Source organism: Pseudomonas sp. ASL8 (assembly GCF_056680355.1).
On the sequence record NZ_CM155278.1, the window covers coordinates 1,532,189 to 1,556,519 of the forward strand.

The 24,331-nt window shown below is 59.1% G+C and carries 20 protein-coding genes; 11 read left to right on the plus strand and 9 right to left on the minus strand.

The features are described 5' to 3' along the window. Window positions 1-248: 248 nt before the first annotated feature. From AC1MEA_RS06845 to AC1MEA_RS06885, 9 genes are all read left to right on the plus strand, one after another. Window positions 249-1,556 carry a CitMHS family transporter gene (locus AC1MEA_RS06845; RefSeq protein ID WP_449634700.1) on the plus strand — a complete coding sequence of 436 codons (1,308 nt, stop codon included), beginning with the start codon at window positions 249-251 and terminating at the stop codon, window positions 1,554-1,556. 93 nt (window positions 1,557-1,649) lie between these two features. After that, window positions 1,650-2,417: a TerC family protein gene (locus tag AC1MEA_RS06850; protein WP_219063268.1), complete on the plus strand. Its 768-nt coding sequence runs from the start codon at window positions 1,650-1,652 to the stop codon at window positions 2,415-2,417. A 238-nt stretch (window positions 2,418-2,655) separates the two neighbouring features. Further along, window positions 2,656-4,308: a Na/Pi cotransporter family protein gene (locus AC1MEA_RS06855; RefSeq protein WP_480917188.1), complete on the plus strand. Its 1,653-nt coding sequence runs from the start codon at window positions 2,656-2,658 to the stop codon at window positions 4,306-4,308. Between the two features lie 57 nt (window positions 4,309-4,365). Next, entirely contained in the window at window positions 4,366-5,751 is a 1,386-nt protein-coding gene (locus AC1MEA_RS06860) for a M16 family metallopeptidase (protein ID WP_449634702.1), read from the plus strand. 117 nt (window positions 5,752-5,868) lie between these two features. After that, on the plus strand, window positions 5,869-6,978 hold the full coding sequence (locus tag AC1MEA_RS06865) for a DUF5924 family protein (protein WP_219063271.1): 1,110 nt from the start codon (window positions 5,869-5,871) through the stop codon (window positions 6,976-6,978). 11 nt (window positions 6,979-6,989) lie between these two features. Next, entirely contained in the window at window positions 6,990-8,177 is a 1,188-nt protein-coding gene (locus tag AC1MEA_RS06870; protein ID WP_480917189.1) for an ABC transporter permease, read from the plus strand. A 7-nt stretch (window positions 8,178-8,184) separates the two neighbouring features. Beyond that, complete coding sequence (locus AC1MEA_RS06875; protein WP_449634704.1) at window positions 8,185-9,003, plus strand: ABC transporter ATP-binding protein; 819 nt, start codon at window positions 8,185-8,187, stop codon at window positions 9,001-9,003. Between the two features lie 2 nt (window positions 9,004-9,005). Then, a complete protein-coding gene (locus AC1MEA_RS06880) occupies window positions 9,006-9,944 on the plus strand; it encodes an MlaD family protein (RefSeq protein WP_219063274.1) in 939 nt (312 codons plus the stop codon). Then, window positions 9,941-10,585 (plus strand): ABC-type transport auxiliary lipoprotein family protein, encoded by a 645-nt coding sequence (locus AC1MEA_RS06885; RefSeq protein WP_219063275.1) that lies wholly within the window; start codon window positions 9,941-9,943, stop codon window positions 10,583-10,585. Before AC1MEA_RS06880 ends, AC1MEA_RS06885 begins: the two co-directional genes overlap by 4 nt. Here the strand turns inward: AC1MEA_RS06885 and AC1MEA_RS06890 are convergent. The 5 genes from AC1MEA_RS06890 to AC1MEA_RS06910 form a co-directional block, all read right to left on the minus strand. Next, window positions 10,558-11,796, minus strand: a complete 1,239-nt coding sequence (locus AC1MEA_RS06890; protein WP_219063276.1) for a nucleoside recognition domain-containing protein — start codon at window positions 11,794-11,796, stop codon at window positions 10,558-10,560. The two genes, AC1MEA_RS06885 and AC1MEA_RS06890, sit on opposite strands and share 28 nt — an antisense overlap. A gap of 138 nt (window positions 11,797-11,934) precedes the next feature. Continuing rightward, window positions 11,935-13,266, minus strand: coding sequence for a glutamate/aspartate:proton symporter GltP (gene gltP / locus AC1MEA_RS06895; RefSeq protein ID WP_219063277.1), 1,332 nt, complete (start codon window positions 13,264-13,266; stop codon window positions 11,935-11,937). A gap of 558 nt (window positions 13,267-13,824) precedes the next feature. Beyond that, entirely contained in the window at window positions 13,825-13,989 is a 165-nt protein-coding gene (locus AC1MEA_RS06900) for a DUF1328 domain-containing protein (protein WP_219063278.1), read from the minus strand. 61 nt (window positions 13,990-14,050) lie between these two features. Next, window positions 14,051-14,332 (minus strand): hypothetical protein, encoded by a 282-nt coding sequence (locus tag AC1MEA_RS06905; RefSeq protein WP_480917190.1) that lies wholly within the window; start codon window positions 14,330-14,332, stop codon window positions 14,051-14,053. A gap of 208 nt (window positions 14,333-14,540) precedes the next feature. After that, window positions 14,541-15,389, minus strand: coding sequence for a BON domain-containing protein (locus AC1MEA_RS06910; RefSeq protein WP_480917191.1), 849 nt, complete (start codon window positions 15,387-15,389; stop codon window positions 14,541-14,543). A 229-nt stretch (window positions 15,390-15,618) separates the two neighbouring features. On the opposite strand from AC1MEA_RS06910, the gene algB reads away from it, so the two are divergent. Beyond that, window positions 15,619-16,965 carry a sigma-54-dependent response regulator transcription factor AlgB gene (gene algB / locus AC1MEA_RS06915; RefSeq protein WP_480917192.1) on the plus strand — a complete coding sequence of 449 codons (1,347 nt, stop codon included), beginning with the start codon at window positions 15,619-15,621 and terminating at the stop codon, window positions 16,963-16,965. A gap of 10 nt (window positions 16,966-16,975) precedes the next feature. Continuing rightward, entirely contained in the window at window positions 16,976-18,763 is a 1,788-nt protein-coding gene (locus tag AC1MEA_RS06920; protein WP_480917193.1) for a KinB sensor domain-containing domain, read from the plus strand. Between the two features lie 10 nt (window positions 18,764-18,773). Here AC1MEA_RS06920 and AC1MEA_RS06925 read toward each other — a convergent pair whose 3' ends face one another. The 4 genes from AC1MEA_RS06925 to AC1MEA_RS06940 all read right to left on the minus strand — a co-directional run bounded on the left by AC1MEA_RS06925 (window position 18,774) and on the right by AC1MEA_RS06940 (window position 24,323). Then, window positions 18,774-20,387, minus strand: a complete 1,614-nt coding sequence (locus tag AC1MEA_RS06925) for an EAL domain-containing protein (RefSeq protein ID WP_449634711.1) — start codon at window positions 20,385-20,387, stop codon at window positions 18,774-18,776. Between the two features lie 81 nt (window positions 20,388-20,468). Then, entirely contained in the window at window positions 20,469-21,248 is a 780-nt protein-coding gene (locus AC1MEA_RS06930) for an N-acetylmuramoyl-L-alanine amidase (RefSeq protein WP_219063283.1), read from the minus strand. A 112-nt stretch (window positions 21,249-21,360) separates the two neighbouring features. After that, window positions 21,361-23,448: a GGDEF domain-containing protein gene (locus AC1MEA_RS06935; RefSeq protein ID WP_480917194.1), complete on the minus strand. Its 2,088-nt coding sequence runs from the start codon at window positions 23,446-23,448 to the stop codon at window positions 21,361-21,363. After that, window positions 23,445-24,323 carry an endonuclease/exonuclease/phosphatase family protein gene (locus AC1MEA_RS06940; RefSeq protein ID WP_480917195.1) on the minus strand — a complete coding sequence of 293 codons (879 nt, stop codon included), beginning with the start codon at window positions 24,321-24,323 and terminating at the stop codon, window positions 23,445-23,447. The genes AC1MEA_RS06935 and AC1MEA_RS06940 overlap by 4 nt, the downstream gene beginning before the upstream one ends. Between the last annotated feature and the right edge of the window lie 8 nt (window positions 24,324-24,331).

Sequence of the window (24,331 nt, forward strand, 5' to 3'; positions counted from 1 at the left end):
AAAGCTGGCTGAAAGCTTACCCCTTTAGGATCGCCCCACCACCGGCAATAGACCGGTCAGCCAGGGCATGCGTTTTCAACGCCGCCCGGCCCAGTAAACAACAATAAGCGTTAACAACCATGGTGATTCTGATGCCCTCTACGACCCGTCTCTTCGCGCAATTCCCCCCTGTACTCCACGCGCCGCCCACCCAGCACTGATCCGCTCGGTTCGCCTTCCTCACGTCGCGCTACACCTGGAGTATCTTTATGTTGACCTTCCTCGGCTTCGCCATGGTCGTCACGTTCATGTACCTGATCATGAGCAAACGCCTGTCAGCACTGATTGCGCTGATCCTTGTACCTATCGCATTTGCCTTGTTCGGTGGTTTCGCTGCCGGCATTGGCCCCATGATGCTCGAAGGCATCACCAAGCTGGCGCCAACCGGCGTGATGTTGATGTTCGCCATCCTGTATTTCGCCTTGATGATCGACTCGGGCCTGTTCGACCCGGCAGTGCGCCTGATCCTCAGACTGGTCAAGGGCGATCCGGTCAAAGTCTCGGTCGGCACAGCCGTGCTGGCGCTGGTGGTGTCCCTCGACGGTGATGGTGCGACGACCTACATGATCTGCGTGGCCGCCATGCTGCCGCTGTACGCCCGCGTGGGCATGAGCCCGCGCATCATGGCGGGCTTGATCATTCTGGCTGGCGGCGTGATGAACATGACCCCGTGGGGCGGCCCAACCGCGCGCGCGGCCAGTGCGCTGCATGTCGACCCTTCGGACATCTTCGTGCCGATGATCCCGGCCATGCTGGTGGGCGTCCTGGCTATTCTGCTGATCGCCTACGCTTACGGTAAACGCGAACGCGCTCGTCTGGGTGAACTGCACCTGTCGGACGATGACGTCGACCACAGCGAAATCAGCGTTTCGCAGTTCCCGGAAGCGCGCCGGCCCAAGTTGATCTGGTTCAACGGCGCCCTGACCCTGGCCCTGATGGCGGCCCTGATCGCCGGCCTGTTACCCCTGCCTGTACTGTTCATGGTTGCGTTCAGTATTGCCATGATCGTCAACTACCCCTGCCTGCAAGCGCAGAAAGACCGCATCGCCGCGCACGCGGGTAGCGTTCTGGCGGTGGTCGGGCTGATTTTTGCGGCAGGCATCTTCACCGGTATTCTGTCGGGCACCGGCATGGTCAACGCCATGTCCAAAAGCCTGCTGGCCGTCATCCCCGATGCCCTCGGCCCTTATCTGGCCGTCATCACCGCGCTGGTCAGCATGCCGTTCACATTCTTCATGTCCAACGATGCTTTTTATTACGGGGTGTTACCGATTCTCGCCGAGGCGGCCAGCCACTACGGCATCAGCCCAGTGGAAATGGCCCGCGCGTCTATCGTCGGCCAGCCCGTACACTTGCTCAGCCCGCTGGTACCTTCAACCTACTTGCTGGTGGCACTGGCCGGCATTGAATTCGGTGACCATCAGCGCTTTACCTTGAAGTGGGCAGTGCTGGTCTGCCTGTGCATAATGTTTGCCGCCTTACTGATGGGGATTTTCCCGTTCTTCAGCAGTCTATAACGCACACGATTCATCCCGTTGTTACCCCTCACCGCCGGGACTGGCCCGTGAGGTGGGGTAACATTGGGGTATTAACCGCATAAAGGAATACCTATGGAATGGCTGACCAACCCGGAAATCTGGGTTGCCTTCTTCACACTGACTGCCTTGGAGATCGTCCTGGGCATCGACAACATCATCATGATCTCGATCCTGGTCAGCCGCATGCCCAAAGCCATGCAGCCGCGCACCCGGATTTTCGGCTTGGCGCTGGCCATGGTCACGCGAATCCTGCTGTTACTGTCGATTGCCTGGGTCATGCGCCTGACCGCAGAGCTGTTCGAGGTCTTCGGCAAGGGTTTTTCCGGCCGCGACCTGATCCTGTTCTTCGGTGGCCTGTTCCTGCTGTGGAAAAGCTCCCAGGAGATCTACCACGGCCTGGAGGGTGAAGACGAAGTCACCGACGTGCCTAAAGGCAAAGGCGGCCAGTTCTTCTACACCATCATCCAGATCGCAATCATCGACATCGTGTTCTCGCTGGACTCGGTGATCACTGCGGTCGGCATGGTCGCTCACGTGCCTGTCATGATTGCCGCCATCGTCGTCGCCGTACTGGTGATGATGGCGTGCGCAGGTGCCATCAGTGACTTCATCGACAAGCACCCGTCACTGAAGATGCTGGCGCTGTCCTTCCTGACCGTGGTTGGTACCGTGCTGATTGCCGAATCGTTCGGCGTGCATGTACCTAAAGGCTATGTGTATTTCGCCATGGCGTTCTCGCTGGCGGTAGAAGCCATCAACATCAAGATGCGCACTGAAATGGCGAAAAAGAAGAAACAAAGCGAGCCAGTCAAACTGCGCAAGGACATCCCTGGCCAGTAACTGCAGCGCTTGAACAAAACGGGGCATTCAATGCCCCGTTTTTTTTTATGAGATTTCAATCTACTGATTTATGACAGTTTTGTTTCAAAGCTTGTATTACCTATGCGATGCTGGCGCCAAGGCCATAAGCCGACTAAAGCTTAGGTGAGCGCTAAAACTCTTCAGCTACATCGCTTCGCTCGCTACACGCTGCACTTTTAATCCTCACCCGGCTTGGGTGACCTCAGGGGGCCTTTGTATGCTAACCCTGCTCGATTTGCTTTCTGCCGTTGCCTTGCTGATCTGGGGCACGCATATCGTCCGTACCGGCATCCTCCGCGTATACGGCTCCCAATTGCGCCGCGTACTGAGCCAGAACATGTCCAGGCGCCCACTGGCCTTCGTCGCCGGGATCCTCGTCACTGCGCTGGTGCAAAGCAGCAACGCCACGGCGATGCTTGTCACTTCATTCGTCGGCCAGGGGCTCATGGCGTTGACCCCGGCGCTGGCAATCATGCTCGGTGCGGATGTCGGCACCGCCCTGATGGCGCGGGTGCTGACGCTCGACTTGTCCTGGCTCTCGCCACTGCTGATTTTCCTCGGTGTGATCTTCTTTCTGTCGCGCAAACAAACCCGCGCCGGGCAACTCGGACGGGTAGGGATCGGCCTTGGCTTGATCATCCTGGCCCTGCAACTGATTGTCACGGCGGCGTCACCCATCACCCAGGCTGCGGGCGTGAAGGTCCTGTTCGCCTCATTGACCGGCGACCTCATGCTCGATGCTCTCGTCGGGGCGATGTTCGCGCTGATCTCCTACTCCAGCCTTGCCGCCGTGCTGTTAACCGCGACCTTGGCCGGCGCGGAAATCATCAGCCTGCCGGTCGCGATCGGTTTGGTGATCGGGGCAAATATCGGCAGCGGCCTGCTGGCATTCCTGAGCACCAGCATGCAAAACGTCGCCGGGCGCCAGGTTGCGCTTGGTAGCTTGCTGTACAAGTTGATCGGCCTGCTGCTGATCATTCCCGTACTGGACCCGCTGGTGAAGTGGATGGATACGCTGAACTTCAGCGCCCAAAGCCTGGTAATCAGCTTCCACCTGACCTACAACACCCTGCGCTGCCTGCTGATGCTACCCAGCGTCAGCCCCATGGCCCGGGTGTGCGCGTGGCTATTGCCTGAGCGCCCCGACACCAACGGCGTGGCAAAACCCCGGCATCTGGACGCCACGGCATTGGAAACGCCAAGCCTGGCACTGGCCAATGCCGTGCGCGAGACCCTGCGCCTGGGCGATCTGGTCGAAAGCATGCTCGACGCCATGCAAGGGGTGCTGCGCGGTACGCAAACGGCGGTCACCCTGGAAATGCGGCGCCTCAATGACGATGCCGAAGCGCTGTACAACGCGATCAAACTCTATCTGGCGCAAATGCCCCGGGAAGACCTGGGCGAGCAGGACAGCCGACGCTGGGCAGAAATTATCGAGCTGGCGATCAACCTCAAGCTGGCCAGCGATCTGATCGAACGCATGCTGCGCAAGGTCCAGCAACAGAAGACCTCGCAACGCCGCTCGTTCTCCGAAGTAGGCCTGGAAGAGCTGACCGGGCTGCACAGTCAATTGCTGTTGAATTTGCGCCTTGGCCTGTCAGTCTTCGTCAGCGCCGACCCTGAAAGCGCCCGGCAATTGCTGCGTGAGAAGCGCCGCTTCCGCGCTCAGGAGCGACGTCTGGCCCATGCTCACGTCAGTCGCCTACAACGCAAAGTGGTGCAAAGTATCGAAACCAGCTCGCTGCATCTGGAGATGATTGGCGACATGAAACGGCTCAACTCGCTGTTCTGCAGCAGCGCCTATGCCGTCCTCGAAACTGCGGAAACGGGCGCACTGTCCAGCGAGCTCTTGCCCGACCAACCGATGTGAACGACCTCGGCTCATTGAAGTCTGTTAAACATACCGGCCCGCAAGGAAGCTCGTTTTATGCGTTGTCTGCTGTTTGTTTGCCTGCTTCTGACTGCCAGCCCGTCAATAGCCTTCGACCGCTATCAAGTCGAAGGCTATGACCTGCCCAATGGCCTGCAATTACTGCTCAAGCCGGGCAATGAAAAAGGCCATGTCGCCATTCGTCTGGTCGTCGGTATTGGCTTCGATGACTTCAATTGCGCCAACAAGGAATTACCGCACCTGCTCGAACATCTTTTGTTCAGCGGCATCGATGATCAAGGGGAAGGGGGGCTTGAGGAGCGCATGCAGGCCCTGGGCGGTGAGTGGAACGCCTTCACCAGCAGCGCCGACACGACCTTTGTGATCGAAGCGCCCGCGAGAAACCAGCGCAAGGTGCTTGATCTGCTGATGGCCGTGTTGACCCGCAGTCGCATCGATGAAAATGCCCTGAACATCGCCAAACGTATCGTCGAGCGCGAGGACGGCGGCCATTACTCGCACCTGCAACGCTGGCTCGATCATCAAGACCTCGGTCACAACGCCAGTAAACAACTGGCAGTCGAATTAGGCCTCAAATGCGCCGAACGACCCGACGTCGAATCGCTGACCCTCAAGCAGGTCGAAAAAGTCCGCAGCAGTTGGTACGCCGCGAATAACATGACACTGATTGTCGTCGGCGATCTGGACCGGCTCCTGCCGGCCTATCTGGTGCGGACCTATGGCCAACTCATCGCAGCCGAACCGAGCGAACACATCCCGCTTGCGCACATCAGCCATACCGCAGAAACCGAACGCAGCCTGATCAAAGGCTGGGTGGGTGAGGGCGCGCGCCTGCACTGGTTCTTCCCTGAGCCGCAGCTTGAACAGCAGCACGATGAAACCTGGGAGTTGGTCAAAAGCTATCTGGATTGGTCGCTCTACCGCCAGTTGCGGCTCGAGCACAGCCTGTCTTACGGACCCTGGAGCGAACGGGAAGTCTTCGGCGACACCGGCTTTCTCAGCCTGAACGCGGACCTTGGCCGTGATGATGTCGATCAAGCAGAACGCGTCATGCGTGAATTGAGCGAGCACCTGCAAAAAGACGGGCTCGACCCCGCGACCTTCGCCCGCCTGCAACAGGCTGCCATCGACAAGCAGGCGTGGGCTGCCCAGGGTAATAGCGCGCTGGCCGATTACTATTGGGGATCGTTGAACGACTACGAGGATGGGCACCTGACCGATCCCGCGCGGCAGATCAGGGCCGTCAGCCTCGACACCGCCAACCGGGCGATGCGTCAATTGCTCGCGCAGCCGGGCTATCTCCGCGTGGAAAAACCCTTGCTGGGTTACAACGGGTTGTATGGGGTGATGGCGGGGATCCTCGTGTTGTGTGCACTGTTACTGTTGTTGTGGCGATACCGGGCGGTCCGCGCTCGCGAATGAGTTCGCCACGGGCGATTAAGCCTGGAGTTTTCACACAACCTGCACGGGGATGACCGCTGACCTGACAGCATTGGTATCCTGTCGAGGATTTTTCCTACATACACAGTGAACTGCCGAATGCCTGACTGGAACCGTTACGTAACGCGAATACTGGATTTGATGAAGCGCTATCCAGGATTGATTGCGCTCTTCGGTTTTGCGTCGGGTATCAGCAGCTTCATTCTGGTCGATCGCCAAGAAGCACTGGCCACCTGGATTGCAGTCATCATGCTGGTCAGCTGGCTGTGGCTGATGTTCGAGAACAGCGTGATGAAGCTGTTCACCAAAATCTTCAAACGCGAAATTCCACCGCCGCTGTTGCGCTACGGCACTCAGATGATCCACCAGGAAAGTCTGTTTTTCGTCTTGCCGTTTTTCTTCATCACCACCACCTGGAACAGCGGCCAACTGGTGTTCACCAGTCTTCTCGGCGCGGCAGCACTGATTTCGATCACTGACCCGCTGTATTACAAATGGCTGGCGCCCAAGCGCTGGTTGTTTCTTGCGCTGCACACACTGACCTTGTTCGCCGCGCTGCTCACCGCGTTGCCGATCATTTTGCACCTGACCACTGCCGAGAGTTACAAGCTGTCATTGGGTATCGCCATGCTGCTGTCATTTCCCAGCCTGGCGTCGAGCTTCCCGATCAACCATTGGCGACGCGGCCTGATATTGCTGGCGGTGACGCTGGCCATCGGCGGTGCAGGCTGGTTCCTGCGTTCGTGGGTACCCCCGGCGACCTTGTGGCTGACTGAAGTCGCGGTCAGCACTGATTTTGACAACCAGAACCGGACGCCGGGCGAAAGCCTGAAAGTGGTCAGCGCCCGCCAGGTGCGCAACAGCGGGTTGTATGCCTACACCGCAATCAATGCCCCGCGCGGGCTGGACGAACGGATTTACCATGTCTGGCGACACAACGGTAAAGAGGTCGATCGAATCGCCCTGGACATCCACGGCGGACGCAAGGAAGGCTACCGCGCCTGGACCCGCAAACAGAATTTCCCGGCCGACCCCACCGGGCGCTGGCAGGTGAGGGTGCTGACCGAGGATGGTCAGATGATCGGTGTGCTGCGGTTTCTCGTCACAGACACAGACCAGGCACCTGTCACGCACTCGGCTGGCGACCCTGTGGGTATAAAACCCTCGGCCGATGATCCAGCGCAATCCAATCCAGGGCAAACCTACTAAGCTCGGAGCTTATGACCACACCCTCTCTGGCTGACAGCGCACATTCTCTGGCTGACGGCGCGCCGTCTTCAGCTGGCAGCGCTCTGGTCGACACCTCGAGCAACCCCGCGAGCCTGCGGATCTCGGGCGACTGGACGCTTGCGTATTACCATGACCTCAAGCAGCAGACGAGCGCACTGTCAGGTCAATACGACGCCACGACCCCCGTCGACCTGACGCTTCTGCGCGCCCTCGACACCGCAGGCGCTTCATTGTTGGTGGAGTTGCTGGGCGCAGACCGGCTGGGACAACTGGCCGTGGACGCACCGGAACTGCCAACCGCCAGCCGCGCCTTGCTGCAAACCATTCAGGCCTCAATGCATGATTTCTGTGTGCCCACCAAAGAGCCGGAAGAGGCGGTGGGCATTCAGTTGCTCATGCGCATCGGCAGGGCGGTGGATGCTATCTGGCTGGACACCCTGCAACTGCTCGGTTTTGTTGGCCTGGTGCTAGAGACACTGGTGCTGAATTCGTTTCGCCCGAAGCGCTGGCGGATGACCTCGGTGATCTCGCACATCGAACAGACCGGCCTCGATGCCGCGCCTATCGTGGCGCTGCTGACCTTCCTGGTCGGCGCCGTGGTGGCGTTCCTTGGCGCGACGGTGCTGCAAAAGTTCGGCGCCAGCATCTTTACCGTGGATCTGGTGGCGTTCTCTTTCCTGCGTGAGTTCGGCGTGTTGTTGACCGCGATCCTGATGGCTGGACGCACGGCCAGTGCCTTCACCGCGCAAATCGGTTCGATGAAGGCCAACGAGGAAATAGACGCTATCCGTACCCTCGGTCTGAGCCCTGTCGAGTTGTTGGTGGTCCCTCGGGTATTGGCGCTGTTGGTCTCCCTGCCGATCCTGACCTTTCTCGCGATGCTCTCCGGGATTATCGGCGGTGCCGTGGTGTGTGCGGTGTCGCTGGATATCTCACCGGCGATGTTCCTCTCGCTGCTGCAATCGGACATTGGCGTTCGACACTTCCTGGTGGGCATGGTCAAGGCGCCGTTCTTTGCCTTCCTGATCGCCTCCATTGGGTGCCTGGAAGGCTTCAAGGTCAGTGGCAGTGCCGAATCAGTCGGTGCTCACACCACGTCCAGCGTGGTGCAGTCGATCTTTGTGGTCATCGTGCTGGATGCCGTGGCCGCGTTGTTCTTCATGGAGATGGGCTGGTGAGACCCCAATGACAAACCCTATTGCAAGCCCGACCCCGAGTCCGCCGTGCGAAGTGGTGATTGAGGTGCGCGGCCTGTGCAACCGGTTCGGTAGCCAGAGCGTGCATGAGAATCTCGACCTGGACTTGCGGCGGGGCGAAATCCTGGCCGTGGTCGGCGGCTCGGGCAGTGGCAAGTCCGTGCTGCTGCGCAGCATTATCGGGTTGCGGCGACCGAATGAAGGCACTATTCGAGTATTTGGCCAAGACCTGCAACACCTGTCAGACAAAGACCGCTCCTTGCTTGAACGACGTTCCGGCGTACTGTTCCAGAAGGGCGCGTTGTTTTCTTCCCTGACGGTGACCGAGAACGTCGCGCTGCCGCTGATCGAGCACGCAGGCTTGAGCCGCGATGACGCAGAACACTTGGCGAGCGTGAAACTGGCGCTGGCCGGGCTGCCGTTGTCGGCCGCGCACAAATACCCGGCGGCGCTGTCTGGCGGCATGATCAAACGCGCCGCGCTGGCCAGGGCTCTGGCCCTGGACCCGGACATTTTGTTTCTCGACGAGCCGACAGCAGGTCTCGATCCGATTGGCGCGGCAGCGTTCGATCAATTGATCCTGACCCTGCGCGACGCGTTGGGCCTGAGCGTATTTCTGGTCACACACGACCTGGACACGCTCTACACCATCACTGATCGGGTCGCGGTGCTGGCGCAAAAACGTGTATTAGTGGTCGATCGAATCGATAAAGTCGCCGCCACAAACGATGCCTGGATCCATGAGTACTTCCATGGCCCGCGCGGCCGAGCGGCCTTTTCAGCCGCCACACAGCAGAACGAGGTCTAACGATGGAAACCCGTGCCCATCATGTGCTGATTGGCTTATTCACCGTCATCGTGGTCGCCGCAGCGCTGCTGTTCAGCCTGTGGCTGGCAAAATCCAGTGTCGACACTGAGTTCAAAGAGTACGAGGTTGTGTTCAACGAGGCCGTGACGGGCCTGTCGAGCGGCAGTGGCGTGCAATACAGCGGCATCAAGGTCGGCGACGTGGTGCAGTTGCGCCTGGACCCCGAGGATCCGCGACGAGTGCTGGCGCGGATCCGCATCGCGGGCGAAACCCCTATCAAGGAAGACACCCAAGCCAAGCTGGCCCTGACCGGGATTACGGGCACCTCGATCATCCAGCTCAGTGGCGGCACGCCAGAAAGCCATGTGTTGCGGGGCGTCGACGGCAAACTTCCTGTTATTTTCGCCAAGCCATCGCCCATCGCCCGGCTGCTTAACGACACCGGCGACCTGATGAGTGGCGTTAATGAATTACTGCACAACGCCAACCAAATGTTCTCGCCCGATAACGTGCAGAGCCTCAGCCGGACCCTCCAGCATCTGGAACAAACCACCGGCGTCATCGCCGAGCAGCGCGATGATATTCGCCAGACCCTCAAACAACTGGCGCAGGTCGGTAAGCAGGCGAGTGCAACGCTGGAGCAAACCGCCTTGTTGATGCGCAACGCCAACGGCTTGCTCAGCAGTGACGGCAAACAGATGTTCAACAGCGCCGAGCAGGCGATGAAATCCATCGAGCAAAGCAGCCTGACCATCAGCAACCTGCTCAAGAATAACCATGATTCGCTCAACAGCGGCATGCAAGGACTCGGCGAACTAGGCCCGGCCGTGCGCGAGTTGCGCGACACGCTGACCTCGTTCCGGTCGATTTCCCGCCGCCTGGAAGCCAATCCGAGCGGTTACCTTCTGGGCCGCGACAAGAACAAGGAGTTCGAGCCATGAGGCTTGCCCATCATTCACTCAGTCGATTCGCCGTTGCCGGGGCATTGCTGCTGTCGAGCGCCTGCTCGATCCTGCCGCAAGCTGAACCGTCCGATGTGTACCGATTGACCACGTCGCAAACAGCACCGCAAACCGCCCACGGAGCACCGCTTGCCTGGTCGCTACGGGTGGCCCGCCCCAGAGCCAGCGAGGCGCTGGACAGCCCGCGCATCGCCGTGGTGCCTCAGGGGGACCTGATCAGTAATTACAAAGGCGCGCGCTGGAGCGATCCAGCCCCGGTGGCACTGCGCAATAGACTGCTCGACGCCTTTACGCGCGATGGCCGCGTGCAGTCGCTCAGCACCGATGACAGCAACCTGCAGGCGGACTTTGAACTGAGCGGCGAGCTACAGGCGTTCCAGAGCGAATACCATGGTCAGGTCATCGACGTGGTCGTCCGCCTGGATGCGCGACTGGTCAGCGAGGACAAGCGCATCGTCGCCAGCCGCCGTTTCGACGTGCACCAACCGGTCAGCGACAAGCAGGTGCCTTCGGTGGTGGCGGGCTTCAGTCAGGCCAGCGACACGCTGGCGGCGCAACTGGTGCAATGGACCCTCGAGCAGGGTCAAAAGCATTACGCCATGGCGCCGAAGAACCAGTAGCAGACGAAGATAGCGGCGATGACCCCGGCCAGTTCCGCCAGCAGCGCGCAACCCACCGCATGCCGCGCTCGCTGGATGCCGACAGACCCGAAGTAGACCGCCAGCACATAGAAAGTGGTTTCAGTGCTGCCCTGAATCGTCGCGGCCACCAGCGCCGGGAAGCTGTCGACGCCCTGAGTCTGCATTGTCTCGATCAGCATCGCGCGTGCGGCGCTGCCGGAGAACGGTTTGACCAGCGCAGTGGGCAAGGCATCGACGAAGCGGCTGTCCAGCCCCGCCCATTGCACCAGATGCCGAATACCATCAAGACCGAAATCCAGTGCCCCCGACGCGCGTAGTACGCCGACCGCACAGAGCATCGCCACCAGATACGGCAGGAGCGACTTGGCGACATCAAAGCCTTCTTTCGCGCCCTCGACAAAGGCTTCGTACACCTTCACTTTCTTGAACGCGGCAATGATCAGAAACACCATGATCAGGCCAAACAAAGTCAGGTTACCGAGGATCGACGACAGACTCGCCAACGCGGTGGCCGAGAGCCCCGCCAGGAGCGTCATGAAACCGCCCAGCAGCAGGGCACCGGGAATCAGGTACGCAAGCACCACAGGGTCCCACAAGCGCAAGCGCTGCATGAACGCCACCGACAACAGCCCGACCAGGGTCGAGGCGCTGGTCGCCAGCAAGATCGGCAGGAACACCAGCGTCGGGTCCACCGCGCCTTGCTGAGCGCGGTACATGAAGATCGTCACCGGCATCAGGGTCAGGGACGACGCGTTGAGGACCAGAAACAGAATCTGCGCGTTACTGGCCGTGGTCTGGCTGGGGTTCAGCTCTTGCAGCGCACGCATGGCCTTGAGGCCAATAGGTGTGGCGGCGTTGTCCAGACCCAAACCATTGGCCGCGAAGTTGAGGGTGATCAGCCCCAGCGCCGGATGACCGGGCGGGACGTCAGGCATCAGGTGACGAAACAACGGACCCAGGACTTTGGCCAGCCAATCAACGATCCCGGCCTTCTCGGCAATGCGCAGAAACCCGAGCCAGAGGGTGAGGGTGCCGAACAGCAGGATCATCACATCGACCGACAACTTGGCCATGGCGAAGATGCTTTCCACCATCGCGGCAAAGATCCCGGCATTCCCGCCAATCAGCCACTGCGCCAGCGCCGAGACCGCCGCCACCACAAAAAAGCCAAGCCATAGGCCATTGAGCATCAGTAAGTCCCTCAGAAGATGCGGCGATGATAGCGGCGACAGGGGTTAACAACAAATGGGGCTGGCCGTATTGCGGCGGGAGGGCCAAAAAGACAAAACCCCGGAAATCCGGGGTTTGTCAGTGTGGCGCGTCAGTGATCAGTCAATGACGGTTTCACCCGCTGGCAGCGGCTCTTTGCTGCGCCAGTGCGGAAGGGAGTTCCAGTAACGCTCGCCCTTGGCATCGTCGTACATGCCTTCCCAGCGCGAGATCACCAACACCGCCAGGGCATTGCCGATCACGTTCAGCGCTGTGCGGGCCATGTCCATGATCCGGTCGACACCGGCGATAAAGGCCAGACCTTCCAACGGAATACCCGCGCTGCCCAACGTTGCCAGCAACACCACGAAGGACACGCCCGGCACACCCGCAATCCCTTTGGACGTGACCATCAGGGTCAAGACCAGCATCAATTGCTGCCCTATCGACAGGTCAATGCCATAAAGCTGAGCAATGAAGATCGCCGCAATGCTCTGATACAGGGTCGAGCCATCAAGGTTGAACGAGTAACCGGTCGGCACCACGAAGCTGCAAATAGCCTTGGGTGCGCCATAGGCTTCCATTTTCTCGATCACACGCGGCAGCACGGTCTCGGAGCTGGCGGTGGAGTAGGCGAGTACCAGCTCATCTTTAAAGATGCGCATCAGCTTGATCACCGAGAACCCGAACAGGCGGGCAATCAGGCCCAGCACCATGAAGGCAAAAAAGGCGATGGCGAAGTAAACCAGGATCACCAGTTTGGCCAGCGGCAGCAGGGACGCAAAACCAAAGTTGGCGACCGTGACTGCGATCAAGGCAAATACACCAATCGGGGCGTAGCTCATGATCATGTGGGTGACTTTGAACATGCTTTCCGAGACGCCCTGAAACATCTTCACCAGCGGCTCACGCAGGTCAGATTGCAGGCTGGACAAGCCGAGGCCGAACAGTACCGAGAAGAAGATGATCGGCAGCATGTCACCGCGCGCGATGGCGGCGAATATGTTCGACGGGATCAGGTTGAGGATGGTCTCGATGAACGCATGCTCGTGCCGCACCTCGGAGGCCGTCTGCTGATACTTGGAGATATCGACGGTGCCCAAGGTACTCATGTCGATGCCAGTGCCCGGATGGAACACATTGGCCAACACCAGACCTACCAGAATGGCGATGGTGGTGACGACTTCGAAATAGAGAATGGTTTTGAGGCCGATGCGCCCCAGTTTTTTCGCATCACCCACACCCGCGATACCAACGATCAGTGAAGACACCACAATCGGGATCACGATCATCTTGATCAGGCGGATGAATATGTCACCCGCGGGTTGCAGTACGTTGCTGATCCACCAGGCTTTTTCAGCACTGAAATGGTTGAGCAGTGCCCCGATTGCAATCCCCAGAACCAGACCGATGAGGATCTGCCAGGCGAGGCTCAGCTTTGCCTTCTTCATGTCATTACCCTTATATCAAGTGGCGTGGACATCCCCCATCAAGGTATTTGACTTGGCTTTTTTTGAAGGCCGCATCGAGGACAAAGATGGCTTAAGGGCTGTCCAGTAGAAGGTTTCCGCAGTTGGGCGTCCCAGCTCTTTAGCAGGCGAAAAAGGGCGCAACTATTCCGAGGACAAGACGTGACGTCTAATGCCGTAAACGCCTACCTCATGCCGAATCGGCATGAGGGACGTCAAATGAAACCCGGGTTTCAGATTGAACAAGGTCATTTATGCGGCGGGGATAAATACCGATTTTCGGCGCAAGGCTGGCTAAAACGTCGCCTGTAGCGAAAAGCGATTTAAGGAACTAACGCGGGGCATGAACGAATCAGAAGGTAATTCGGTATTAAAGCGGGGGAGTTTTCTGCTGGGAATTTCTAGATCGGTGGTCGATAAACAAAGCGCTCGGCAAGCCCGCGGAATTCATTTCTGAATGAAAATCACGGACTTGCGTCACAGCATCCTCCTGATTCGACCCCCTGACCGTGTCGCGGCGTACAGGTGTGAAGAACCGCTTCAACCCCGACCGCGACGACCAAACAAGAACGAAGCGACAAAAAGCACCAGGAACACGATAAAGAGAATCTTCGCGATACCCGTAGCGGTGCCAGCGATACCACCGAAGCCCAATACGGCAGCGACGATAGCAATGATCAAGAACGTGATTGCCCAACTCAACATGGTGATTCTCCTTACTTTGCGTTTTTTCTTGCGTACGTTTCAGGCTTCCAGGACAACACGCCTAGAACACCCAGCTTTGTGGATGAGGTCGTTCACTGACAGGGGTTTCACCCTCGACCGGTTGCAAGCTCAGGGCGACGTCTTTCGGGGCTGCGGCGCTCACGTTGGTGTAGGCGCTGCCGGTCATGAACGACTGTTTGATCTGATGCACATTCCGGTGACTGTCCCAACGCTCGAATTGTTGCCCGACAATCAAGGTGACGAGCAGCGCCAGGCTGACAAACAAACCCTGCTGAATATGCAGAGGCGAGATACGCAGTTGAGCGATACGCGAGCTGTTCATCCTGAAACTCCTCCACCTGAGTGGCTGTTCGATCTTGTTGGGCGAGCGCACTGCTCAGCCGTTGTTACGTAACCTAGTGCAGCCTGCATGCCAGCTTTTTAATCTATAAAAAACCTTATATATCAATTGCTTAGACAAATAACCGTTGCATACCTGCAAGCATCCTGCACGACGGACCTATTGGCGTCGTGCGTTCTGCACGACGGGACTAACCCGCCGTCCGGGTGATGACTTTCAACGCATCGGCATCGACGCCGCGTACGCCACGAATATTCCGTGCGATTTCGACAGCCAGTTGTTTTTCGGCGTAATTGGCGACCACCCCGTTCAGGCTGACCATGCCATCCTTGGTATCGACTTTGATGTTCAATCCATCGAGGTTGCGGCTGTAGATCAAACTGGATTTAACCTTGCTGGTGATCCATAGATCGCTGATCACTTCGCCGGCGTTCGTCGCGCCAGGCTGGACCTTGGGTGCCGACGGGTCACTGGCACTCAGGCTGATCAGGTTATTAACCTCGGTCACCCCATCGGTGTTGCTCGCCAGGCTGCCGGCAAGCTCCTTGGCTTCAGCGCTTTGGGCCTGGCCTTTAAGCGTGACCACCCCGTCTTTGCTATCCACTTGAATACTCAGCGCCTGGGTCACGCTGTTCCACAGCAGTTTGGATTTCACCGTTGCAGTGAGTGTTGCGTCTTCAAAGCGCTGAGCGATTCTGGCTTTTGTGCCTGGCTCAGCAGCGACGCCAGGGTCTACCTCCAGCTGGTTATCGACCTTGTCTATGCCTTTGGTGTCGAGCGCTATCTGTTCAGCCAACTCACGATCGACCTCATTTTCGACCTTGCCCTTGAGCACTGCAGTCCCTTTCTCGACGGTCACGTCGATCTTGAAGGGGCTCAAATGGCGGTTAAGGGCGAATGCGGTCCAGATCGAACCTTCCTGCCGCGCCTGGGTCAGCTGAGTAGACAGATCTTCCTGAGCCGCTTGCGCGAACATCGGGGTCAACCCCAGTACTGCGGCCGTAGCGGTGGCCAGGGCAATCTTCTTCAGCGGGTGCATAACGATTCTCCATCAATATCTGCGCAGGTCGTTTGTGACGACAGTCGCCGGAGTGTCGCAAGCCCCGTGCCAGCACGTTTAAGACGTTGAAACGCATATAAATCAGGCATATGACGACATCAGTAACAGATAGCTACCATGCAGACCGCCGAATCAAGCAGAATTAACCATGCAACTTGCCCGATTTTTCCGGGACTAACTAAGAACATTCGTAAAGGAGCGTAGGAATATGGACACAGCCACTGAGCATCAAGGCCGTATTCTTTTAGTGGATGACGAGTCCGCGATCCTTCGCACCTTTCGCTATTGCCTTGAAGATGAAGGCTATACCGTCGCCACCGCCAACAGCGCGGCCCAGGCAGATGCGTTGCTTCAGCGCCAGGTGTTTGACCTGTGCTTCCTGGACCTGCGCCTGGGTGAAGACAATGGCCTGGACGTGCTGGCGCAAATGCGCATTCAGGCGCCGTGGATGCGCGTGGTGATCGTCACCGCCCACTCCGCCGTCGACACCGCCGTCGATGCGATTCAGGCGGGCGCGGCCGACTACCTGGTAAAACCTTGCAGCCCGGATCAACTGCGACTGGCCACCGCCAAGCAGCTTGAAATCCGCCAACTGTCCGCGCGGCTCGAAGCGCTGGAAGGTGAAGCGCGCAAGCCAAAGGACGGTCTCGACTCTCACAGCCCGTCGATGATGGCCGTATTGGAAACCGCGCGTCAGGTTGCGAACACGGATGCGAATATCCTGATTCTCGGCGAGTCCGGCACCGGTAAAGGCGAGCTGGCACGTGCGATTCACGCATGGAGCAAGCGAGCGAAGAAGTCCTGCATCACGATCAACTGCCCCTCGCTGACTGCCGAACTGATGGAAAGCGAGCTGTTCGGCCATAGCCGTGGTGCATTTACCGGCGCCAGCGAAAGCACATTGGGCCGGGTCAACCAGGCCGATGGCGGCACCCTGTTCCTCGACGAGATCGGCGATTTCCCGCTGACGCTGCAACCTAAACTCCTGCGCTTCATCCAGGACAAGGAGTACGAGCGCGTCGGCGACCCGGTCACGCGTCGAGCCGATGTGCGCATTCTGGCGGCAACCAACCTCAACCTTGAAGACATGGTGCGCGATGGCCGTTTTCGCGAAGACCTGCTGTATCGCTTGAACGTCATCACCCTGAATCTGCCGCCACTGCGTGAGCGCAGCGAAGATATTCTGGCCCTCGCCGACCGGTTTCTTGCCCGCTTCGTCAAGGAGTACGCCCGTCCCGGGCGCTGTTTCAGCGAAGAGGCGCGGGCGGCCCTGCTCAATTATCGTTGGCCCGGCAACATTCGGGAGCTGCGGAACGTGGTCGAACGGGCCAGCATCATTTGCCCTCAGGAACGTGTAGAGGTGAGTCATTTGGGGATGGCCGAGCAACCGACCAATAACGCTCCACGGGTCGGCGCTGCGCTGAGCCTGGACGAATTGGAGAAAGCCCACATCGGCGCCGTTCTGGCGACCAGCGACACGCTTGACCAAGCCGCTAAAACCTTGGGTATCGATGCCTCGACGCTGTACCGCAAACGCAAACAGTACACGCTATGAATCACAACTCATGAAGTTCACGATGAAGTTGCGTACCCGGTTGTTCCTGAGCATCTCGGCGCTGATCACGGTCGCGCTGCTCGGATTGTTGCTCGGGCTCGTCAGCGTGATGCAGATGGCAAAAGCCCAGGAGTCGCTGGTCCAGCAAAACTTCATCTCCCTCGACTTGGGCCTGAAGTTGCGCCAGAACCTTGGCGATCAACTGGTCATGATGCTCAAAGGACAACCCGATCAAGCCGCCATCGTGCAGGCACGCCAGCAGTTTCAAGCGTTACTGGCCCAAGGCATCGAAAACGATACGCAGAACAACCTGCAAAACGGTTTTACTCAGGCCCGCGTCGATTATCAGCGGTTTATTCAGGATTTCGAGCAATCGCAACGTCAACCTGCCGAGATGCGCGACAATGTCGCGCTGACTAACAGTTTCGACGTCCTGCGCAACGGGTTGATCGGCGCCCACAGGCAAGCGCTGGAAAACATCAGTCAAACCCAGAGTGCAGCCCGAGAAAGGGCTCTCTGGATCGCTGCCCTGCTGGGATTAGTGGGCATCGCCGTCCTGTGTATCGGTTTTATTACCGCCCACGGTATTGCCCAGCGTTTCGGCGCACCTATCGAGGCACTGGCCAAGGCCGCCGACAATATAGGCAAAGGCAATTTCGAGGTCACGCTGCCGATTTCTTCGGCGGCGGAAATGAACCTGCTGACTCGGCGTTTCGGGATCATGGCCGAAGCCTTGCGCCAGCATCAGGCGACGAATATCGATGAGTTGCTCGCGGGTCAGCAGCGCCTGCAAGCCGTGCTCGACAGCATCGATGACGGGTTGCTGATGATTGACCGGCAAGGCCGTCTGGAGCACCTTAATCCAGTGGCCCAGCGCCAGTTGGGCTGGGACGAGAACCGACTCGGTCAAGGGTTGGGCGAGGCCTTGCAGCGCCCTGAACTGGACGAACAGCTGTACCTGACGCTGCGCGGCGGGAGCCTGGATCGTGTCCCCGACGACCTGGCCATTGAGGTCGACGGCGAGTCACGGCTGCTGACCTACAGTTTGACGCCCGTCAGCCATACCAAGGGCCATATCCTTGGCGCGGTGATGGTGCTGCGCGACGTGACCGAACAACGGGCGTTCGAGCGGGTACGCAGCGAGTTCGTGCTGCGCGCGTCCCATGAACTGCGCACCCCCGTGACCGGCATGCACATGGCGTTCGGCCTGCTTCAAGAGCGCGTGCACTTTGCCGCGGACTCGCGTGAAGCCGACCTGCTTAATACGGTCAATGAAGAAATGCAGCGTTTGATGCAGTTGATCAACGATCTACTGAATTTCTCGCGTTACCAGAATGGCTTGCAAAAACTCAGCCTCGCCCCCTGCGCCCTTGATGATCTGCTCGAACACGCGCGCCAGCGCTTCGCCGAACAAGCCAATGAGCAGAATATCGCGTTGCTGATCGAGATTCAGGAGCCGCTCCCACGCCTGAACGCCGACAAGGCGCAGCTTGAGCGCGTGCTGGATAACCTGTTGGATAACGCGCTACGCCATACCCCGCAAGACGGATTGATTCGCTTGCAGGCCCGGCGCCACGGCGAGCGTGTCATCGTCAGCATCGAGGACAACGGTGAAGGCATCGCTTATGGGCAACAAGGGCGGATCTTTGAACCCTTCGTTCAGGTCGGGCGCAAGAAAGGCGGGGCAGGGTTAGGCCTGGCCCTGTGCAAGGAAATCGTGCAATTGCACGGTGGCCGGATGGGCGTCTATTCGCGACCCGGGCAGGGCACTCAGTTCTACATGGCGTTGCCGATCTAGGTGCGCGGTCTCAGGCCTCATCATCGTTGCGGCGGGAGAGTGTTCGCCGCCCGCCGGTGACCAGTTCGGTGAATTTGGCCGCACTCAATGGCCGCGCAAACAGCCAGCCCTGGCCATAGCTCACGCCTTCACTGCTGAGCAGCACTGCCTGCGCCTCGGACTCGATGCCCTCGGCGATCACGCGCAACTGCAGGGCGTGAGCCATGCGGATGATGTGCGGTGCCACGCCGCTGCTCGCCGCATCGTGACCCAGCGCGTCGATGAACGCCTTGTCGATTTTCAGGCAATCCACAGGCAGGGTTTGCAGGTACGCGAGGCTGCAATAACCGGTGCCAAAATCGTCGATCAATACCTGATGGCCGACGTCGCGCAGTGCTTGCAGGTGATCGCGTGCGACCACAACATCGATCAACCCACGCTCGGTCACCTCGAACGCAATCTGACACGCGGCCACCCGATGCAGCGTCAGCAATCTGGCCGCTACCCGACCGATGCGTGGTGCCATGACATCACATGCGGCCAGGTTCACCGAGATGTACAAATGCGGATTCGCGCGCAATAACTGGCCCAACTGTTCCAGTAATTGCTGAAGGACGAAGTCGGTGATTTGCCGAATCTGCCCGGTGTTCTCCGCCAGCGGAATGAACAGATCCGGGCTGGTCAGACTGCCATCCGGCCGCCGCCAGCGCACCAAGGCCTCGGCACCGACACAGCGGCGACTGTTGAGGTCGAATATTGGCTGATAGAGCACCTGCAATTCGCCCCGACGCAGCGCGCCATGAAGCTCACCGCCCAATGACTGGCGCTGACGCACCAACTGCAACACCAACCCGCCGATGCAAAGCGCAATCAGGAGACTGGCCGGGATCAGCAACCACCAGGCACCACTCGTTTGCGGCTGCAAACCTGTGCGCGAGGTGATGAGTACAAGCTGGTATTCCGGGCTCTGCGTGGGCATCCGGTAAATAAGTTGGGTGGGGGTGGTGACCAGGGTTTGCACGGTGTCGGACGACCAGTCCGGTGTCGGTGGCCATGCCTGCGCTGGGCCCAAGACCGGTATGGCCCTGGCACCTTTATCCAGCACCACAAGGAGACTGCCATCGGCGGGCAGATCAACCACATCGGTGAGGTGTCCCCGAGAGGTCGACACCCGGAAATCGCCCCGCCCCAGCATCAGCGCAGCCAGGTTGTCATCAAGCTGGGCAGACGTATTGAGCCAATAGTCATAGGTAGGCCCGCGAATGTCCGGAGCACGCGGGGAGTCGACCAGATTTTGCCGCACCCGACTCGAACACGGCTGCGACCCGCCGACAAACGACGCTTCATACACGAACCGATAGCTGACGCTGACCTGACGCAGCAGTTCCAGCATTTTCGGGCTACAGCTGCGCAAAGGCTGGGCCTCCAGCTGATCGAGACCTTCGCGCAATTGGCCGAACATTTGCTCCAGTCGCACCAGAAAACGCTCGCCCTGAGCATTCATCTGTTCTCTTTCATTCTGCCTGGCTTGATGCATCACCAAGCCAAAGCTGCCGACTAACAACAAGACAGCACTGAGCAATGCCGCCAGTAACGCCAGCAGCCAGGGACGAAAGATCAGAGTGCGTGCAGCAGCCATCGACATCAATGTCTATCCAAATGAATATCACTGAGGTATAGCAACAACTCAGAAAATAACCTCCCCTATCAGACGGGCCGGCGGTTTTTAGCGTTGGTGATTGAGCACTTGCAGGATAGCTGCACTCTGCACATCCGGCTGACCATCGAATCGCTCCGGGCGATAGTGCATCTGGAACGCCGCTAACACGTGACGCGTGGCGACATCGAGCTCGCCCGTTTGGGGTGTCCCGTAACCCAGCTGCGCCAACTGCTGCTGGAACCATGTGACGCTCGGCAGGTTGTCCATCATCGACGCCTGTCGCTGAGCCACCGCGTTGGCATCAGGCCAGATACCCAACCCTTCATCTGCCAGACGCTTCCAGGGGAAGAGCGGCCCCGGATCGACTTTGCGTAATGGCGCGATGTCGCTATGGCCCACGATGTCCCGGGGGTCGATGTTGTTGCGTTTGACGATGTCCTTCAGCAACACGATCAACGCCTGAACCTGGCCCTCGGTATAGGGATACCAAAGCTTGCCGGTGGGCGTGTCACGATAGCCTGGGTTAACGATCTCAATCCCGATGGAGCTGGAGTTGAGCCAGGTACGGCCTTGCCACTCGCTTTCGCCGGCATGCCAGGCACGAAGGTTTTCATCGACCAGCTTGTAGATCGTCGGCGGCTCGGCGCCGATCAGGTAATGGCTGCTGACCTCACCATGGGTCAACAAGGCCAGGGAGTGCTCCAGCGTCGTAGAGGTGTAATGCAAGACAACGAACTGAATCCGGCTGTCATGGTTGACGGAGGGGTGACTGGTGTCGAGCTTCGGACCGCTGCTGGTGCACGCGGTCAGGAGGATGAGCAATACCAAAGCGGTGAGCAATTTCATGGAAGGTCAGAATACGCATAGGCAAGTAATGCAATAGCATAACGTAATGCCGGCGAAGCGCTTTAGTAAAGCCGGGTTACGCAATATTTAGTCATTCATCGGCCCAGGGCTGTCAGCCGCGCTCGATGCGGTTTCTGCCTTCATCCTTGGCGCGGTATAACGCCTCGTCTGCTCTCTTCAACACCCACTCGCTGCGCTCACCCACCCCAAAAGCAGTGATCCCCACGGAAATGGTGACCGTCACCGGCTCGCCCTTGAAGTGAAACGGGCAGGCCTCGATGGCCCTGCGCAACTTGTTCATCAACGCCATACCGTCAGGCATGGGGGTGTGCGGGATCAGTAGAACAAACTCTTCACCGCCAAAACGGGCGATAAAATCGCCGGGCCGCAGACGCTTGCGCAGTTCCGTGGCGATGATCTTCAGTACCTTGTCGCCCGCCAGGTGGCCGTAGTTGTCATTGATCCTTTTGAAGTAATCGAGATCAAGCATCCCCAGCAGCAGTTCATTGCCATTCTTTTGCCGAAGACCGACCTCCTGCTCCAGCCTCTCACTCCAGGCTGCACGATTGGGCAGGCCCGTCAGTGGATCGACCAGGGCCTTCTGCCGTTGCTCCTCAAGGTGCACGCGAAAGCCCTGAGCCTCTTGCTCCATGGTCGCGACCCGGTTCGCCAGGCCTTGCAGCCGTGCCGCGACTTCCTGCTCACGCTCGTCACGCTGCTGCTGATGCTGATCCATCGTGCCCAGCAGGCCCTCAAGACGATTCTCCAGGACGTGCTTGAGGCTATCCAGGTCGGCGGCGTCCTGCACGCTGCTTTGCAGGCCATCGACCTGTTCACGCAGCTCGTTTTGCATGTCGCGGGCAACAGAGCAGCTATCGGCCTGGCCTTCACTGGCGGCCTGCAAGCTGCTCTGAAATGACTCAAGCCGCTCGTTGAGTTGCTTGAGGTACACCTCGAACTCATGCTGTCCGCTGTCAGTGATCGCCAGCATCAGCACGACCAGGTCATCCAGAAGCGGCAACAACTCGTACCAGTTCAGGCCCTTGGCCAAGCGCTCGCGCATCGACTGTGCTTGAGGCTGGTGACGCTCCGGCAAGGTCAGGTCGTCAAGCAGGCCCAGCAGTGTTTCTTCAATATGTGCCGCTACAGAGCTGTAGGTTGGCTCAGGAGTGGCGGGCAGGTCGTAGGTGACATCTTGCTCGACGTTCTCTTGATCGAGCTGTGGCACGCTCTCAGCCGCCGACTCAACGGCCAGCGCGCCTGTATCGATGGCCGCCTCTGACGGGTGTTCAGACGACGCTACTGGACGTTGCTCAATCAGCTCAGGTGCGACAAGCAACTCTTCGACAACGGGCGCAACCTCTGCGGCAACTGGCGTCTCGGTTGGCGCCCGGGCATCAGGGGCTGCAGGCGCCACGACCGTCAGAGTCGGGCTGACAGCCACTGGCACTGGCACAGCTATGGCGGCAGGCTCAGGCGTGTCTTCTACCGGGTCATCAATACGTTGAGCGGTTGCAGGGGCAGCAGCCGGCACGGGTGAGGCGACCTGCACCACTTGAACGTGCTCAGGGGCTTTTGTGCTTTCAATGTGCGTTTCGACAGGCTGCATCACCGGCGCCAATACCGAGCCTATCGCAGCCTCGGGCATCGGCTCCGTGCCGGTATTGGCAGCCTCGCGACCACCAAACAACCGCTGCAAGAGCCCCGGCCGTGAGCTTGTCTCATCAGCGTTTTCCAGCTGGGTCAACGCTTTGCCCTGTAACCCGCTCAACTCGGCGAGCAACAGCGGCAGCTCACGCGCCTGAGATACGCGCTCATCCAACTGCTTGGCAAAACGCTTGAGCGGTCGACTCACCTCTCGAGGCAAGGGCAGACTCTGCAACTGAGCAACCAATGAGTTCAACGCCGTGCCCATCTGCCCGACTCGGGTTTCGCGGCGTTGCTCCGAATCGAGCACAGCTTTTTCCAGCCGGGGGAGAAGCGCTGCGAGGGCCGCATCCATGTCATCCTTGCGAACGACCTCGCGCATTTCTTTCATGCACTGATCGACGGCGCGATCAGTGCCTTCAGCGGCCAGACTGCTGCGCACCAAGCCACGTCGCAGCAGGTCGAGTCGCGCATTCCAGCGATTTTCAAGCTTTTCCTGTTGTTCGAGACTTTTCAGGTACTTTTCTTTCCAGCGTTCTGCTTCTTCGCTCATGCAAGGGTTCCACGAAGGGGCGTGCTGGGCACAGGCAGCGAATCACCCGCTAACGAGGCAGGCAGGCGAATCTCCACGGCAACGGGCAAATGGTCAGAGATGGGCTGAGCCAGGACCTGCACTCGCTCCAGCGTCAGGCTGGGGCTGAGCAAAATATGATCAAGACAGCGCTGAGGGCGCCAACTGGGGAAGGTCGCTTCGATCTGCGGCGCCAACAGGCCCAAATCCCGGAGCGGAGAGTTTTCCAGCAAGTCGGTGGCATGAGTATTCATGTCGCCCATCAACACCTGGTGGCGATAATCACCAATCAACTCGCGAATGTAAGCCAGTTGTCGGGTGCGAGTACGCGCCCCCAATGCCAGGTGCATCATCACCACGACCAACGCTTCGGGCCCTTCGCCAAAACGAACCAGGATGGCCCCGCGACCAGCAGGACCGGGCAATGGGTGATCTTCTATCGCCCACGGCCGCAAACGGCTGAGCACACCGTTGCTGTGCTGGCCAAAACGCCCGAGGTTACGATTGAGTTGCTGATACCAGTACGGGAAGGCCCCGAGCTGGGCAAGGTGCTCGACTTGATTGATATAACCTGATCGCAGGCTGCCACCATCGGCCTCCTGCAGGGCGACCAGATCGAAGTCACCGAGCAGATCACCAATCTTTTGCAGGTTGCCTGCTCGCCCGGTATGCGGCAGCAAATGCTGCCACCCGCGTGTCAGGTAGTGCCGGTATCGCTCAGTGCTGATACCGACCTGAATGTTGAAGCTGAGCAAACGCAACCGACCATCGGCCGGCAAGCCGCTTGTTTGCAGGTGGTCTTCGTTGACATGCGCGTCGTGCCTGCCAACAACGCGTTCCGTTCCCCAGCGTCGCATGGCTAGCG

Coding starts and splice junctions, on each gene's coding strand:
- AC1MEA_RS06870 (WP_480917189.1), top strand. CDS start 6,990: ATGACCACACCCTCTCTGGCTGACAGCGCACATTCTCTGGCTGACGGC.
- AC1MEA_RS06925 (WP_449634711.1), bottom strand. CDS start 20,387: ATGTCGATGGCTGCTGCACGCACTCTGATCTTTCGTCCCTGGCTGCTG.
- AC1MEA_RS06875 (WP_449634704.1), top strand. CDS start 8,185: ATGACAAACCCTATTGCAAGCCCGACCCCGAGTCCGCCGTGCGAAGTG.
- AC1MEA_RS06850 (WP_219063268.1), top strand. CDS start 1,650: ATGGAATGGCTGACCAACCCGGAAATCTGGGTTGCCTTCTTCACACTG.
- AC1MEA_RS06865 (WP_219063271.1), top strand. CDS start 5,869: ATGCCTGACTGGAACCGTTACGTAACGCGAATACTGGATTTGATGAAG.
- AC1MEA_RS06940 (WP_480917195.1), bottom strand. CDS start 24,323: ATGCGACGCTGGGGAACGGAACGCGTTGTTGGCAGGCACGACGCGCAT.
- AC1MEA_RS06920 (WP_480917193.1), top strand. CDS start 16,976: ATGAAGTTCACGATGAAGTTGCGTACCCGGTTGTTCCTGAGCATCTCG.
- gltP (WP_219063277.1), bottom strand. CDS start 13,266: ATGAAGAAGGCAAAGCTGAGCCTCGCCTGGCAGATCCTCATCGGTCTG.
- algB (WP_480917192.1), top strand. CDS start 15,619: ATGGACACAGCCACTGAGCATCAAGGCCGTATTCTTTTAGTGGATGAC.
- AC1MEA_RS06900 (WP_219063278.1), bottom strand. CDS start 13,989: ATGTTGAGTTGGGCAATCACGTTCTTGATCATTGCTATCGTCGCTGCC.
- AC1MEA_RS06890 (WP_219063276.1), bottom strand. CDS start 11,796: ATGCTCAATGGCCTATGGCTTGGCTTTTTTGTGGTGGCGGCGGTCTCG.
- AC1MEA_RS06860 (WP_449634702.1), top strand. CDS start 4,366: ATGCGTTGTCTGCTGTTTGTTTGCCTGCTTCTGACTGCCAGCCCGTCA.
- AC1MEA_RS06845 (WP_449634700.1), top strand. CDS start 249: ATGTTGACCTTCCTCGGCTTCGCCATGGTCGTCACGTTCATGTACCTG.
- AC1MEA_RS06880 (WP_219063274.1), top strand. CDS start 9,006: ATGGAAACCCGTGCCCATCATGTGCTGATTGGCTTATTCACCGTCATC.
- AC1MEA_RS06885 (WP_219063275.1), top strand. CDS start 9,941: ATGAGGCTTGCCCATCATTCACTCAGTCGATTCGCCGTTGCCGGGGCA.
- AC1MEA_RS06930 (WP_219063283.1), bottom strand. CDS start 21,248: ATGAAATTGCTCACCGCTTTGGTATTGCTCATCCTCCTGACCGCGTGC.
- AC1MEA_RS06905 (WP_480917190.1), bottom strand. CDS start 14,332: ATGAACAGCTCGCGTATCGCTCAACTGCGTATCTCGCCTCTGCATATT.
- AC1MEA_RS06935 (WP_480917194.1), bottom strand. CDS start 23,448: ATGAGCGAAGAAGCAGAACGCTGGAAAGAAAAGTACCTGAAAAGTCTC.
- AC1MEA_RS06855 (WP_480917188.1), top strand. CDS start 2,656: ATGCTAACCCTGCTCGATTTGCTTTCTGCCGTTGCCTTGCTGATCTGG.
- AC1MEA_RS06910 (WP_480917191.1), bottom strand. CDS start 15,389: ATGCACCCGCTGAAGAAGATTGCCCTGGCCACCGCTACGGCCGCAGTA.